We start from the raw sequence: 2,388 nt of genomic DNA on the forward strand, positions 1-2,388 counted from the left end.
CAACATCAACAAATACAAACAACAAAAAACAACATTAAAATCAACAAAAATGGCTTTAACCCAACAAAATCAACATAATTATAATAGAATATTTTAGTGAAACAACAACAAAATTAAGGTTGTTGAATTACTTGTTGGATTTATTTGAATAAACCAAATTTAAAAAACAGTAAAATTTCAAAATAATATCCTATTTTTAGATTCTATTAGTAAATGAAAAAGAATCTATTAGTAAATGAAAAAAATAAATACAAGAAAAGCCCTTAATCCTGCATACCGAAAACACAAACCTTTAAGAAGGGATGTTACCAATTTTATAGTTCAATTACAAAACTGTATAAATTCAGTAAAACAAAGTGATGACTCTGGTGAAAGTGAGGAGCATATAAAAGCGCATTTTAGCACTTTTTTCAATACTACTTTTTATGCTTCAAATTATATAAACACGAAAGACAGAATTGATTTAGCAATTTATGTTGAAGATAAACCAACCTCTGATGTTGGTGTAATTATAGAAGCAAAAAAACCAAGTAACAAAGCTGAGTTTTTAAAACCTGATAATCTCAATAGAAAAGCACTACAGGAGTTATTACTATATTATTTAAGAGAACGTATTGATAATGGCAACAACAATATAAAACACCTAATAGCAACAAACGGTTTTGAGTGGTATTTGTTTAAAAGTGAAGATTTTTACAATTATTTCTTTAAAAATAAAGCGTTATTAAAAGAGTATGAAAATTTTAAAAACGGTTTAAAAGACACTACTAAAAACGAATTATTCTACAATGAAATTGCTAAAAAATATATTGCATTAGTTGAGCTAGAGTTGCCCTTTGTTCATTTAGATTTTACAAATACCAACTTATCAACCCTTAAAGACAATCACTTAAATACACTCTATAAAATATTTTCTGATGTTCATCTTTTAGGACGTCCTTTTGGGAATGATAGCAACCAACTAAACAAAACATTTTATAATGAATTGTTACACATCATTGGTTTAGAAGAAGTAAAAGACAAAGGCAAAAAACTCATCAGCAGAAAAACAGTAAAAGAGCGTGATTACGCATCTTTATTAGAAAACACTATTTTTCATTTAGAAGATAGAGATTACTTATCCAACATAAAAAGCATTCCAAATGGTAAAGACAAATCGTTTAATGCAGGTTTAGAGTTATGTTTAACTTGGGTAAACAGAATCCTATTTTTAAAACTATTGGAATCTCAACTATTAACCTATCACAACAAAGATGAAAAGTATCGGTTTTTAAATGCAAATTTTATCAATGGTTTTGATGATTTAAACGATTTATTTTTCTCTGCACTCGCAAAACAAGAAGATGAACGTCATCCTAAATACAAAGAAAAATACAAAGACATCCCTTATTTAAACAGTTCATTATTTGAAAGAAATACACTTGAAAATGAAGCCTTTGAAATCTCTGCTTTAAATAATGATGAAATAGAAATATACTCAGGCACAGTTTTAAAAGATACCAATGGTAAAAAGCGAAAAGGAAAACTAACTACTTTAGAATATCTTTTCTTGTTTTTAGATGCTTATGATTTTGCTACTGATGGTTCTGAAGGTATAGAAGATAACCAGGAAACAAAATCATTAATAAACGCATCTGTTTTAGGATTAATTTTCGAGAAAATAAATGGCTACAAAGAAGGCTCTTTTTATACACCTGCATACATTACGATGTATATGTGTAAAGAAACTATTAGAAGAGCTGTAATTCAAAAGTTTAAAGAGCAAGAAAACGACCAAATAGAAACTTTTGAAGATTTACAATCTTATTGTAGCAGATTGTTTAAAGTTGATGATTTAAAAAGATTAAACAACATAGTAAACAGTATTAAAATATGCGACCCAGCTGTTGGCTCAGGACACTTTTTAGTAAGTGCCTTAAATGAGTTAATAACAATTAAAAACGAACTCCGCATTTTAATTGATGCCAAAGGTGTGCCTTTACGTTGTGATATTGAAATTGTAAATGACGAGTTGTATGTGATTGATGAAAAAGGTTCTTTATTCGAATACAAACCAATTGACAAAGAAAGTATTCGAACACAACATACCCTTTTCCACGAGAAACAAACATTGATTGAAAACTGTTTGTTTGGTGTTGACATCAACCCAAATTCTGTGAAGATATGCAGACTACGTTTGTGGATTGAATTACTTAAAAACGCATATTATACCAACAACAACAAACTTCAAACACTACCCAACATTGATATTAATATCAAATGTGGCAATTCGCTAATAAGTCGTTTTAGTCTAAATGATGATTTAAAAAACGCTTTTAAAAACAAGGACTTAAAATACAGTTTTGCAGATTATAAAAATGCAGTTGCCGAATACAAAGAAACTAATAG

At 28.4% G+C, this 2,388-nt stretch carries 1 protein-coding gene; it reads left to right on the forward strand.

What is annotated here, in order from left to right; translation table 11 throughout:
• Positions 1-235: 235 nt before the first annotated feature.
• Positions 236-2,388 (forward strand): DNA methyltransferase (locus tag IU405_RS01140; protein WP_317193336.1); only part of this gene is annotated, 2,153 nt, incomplete at its 3' end.

Origin of the sequence: Polaribacter sp. BAL334 (genome assembly GCF_015767435.1) — a bacterium.
Classification (GTDB): Bacteria; Bacteroidota; Bacteroidia; order Flavobacteriales; family Flavobacteriaceae; genus Polaribacter.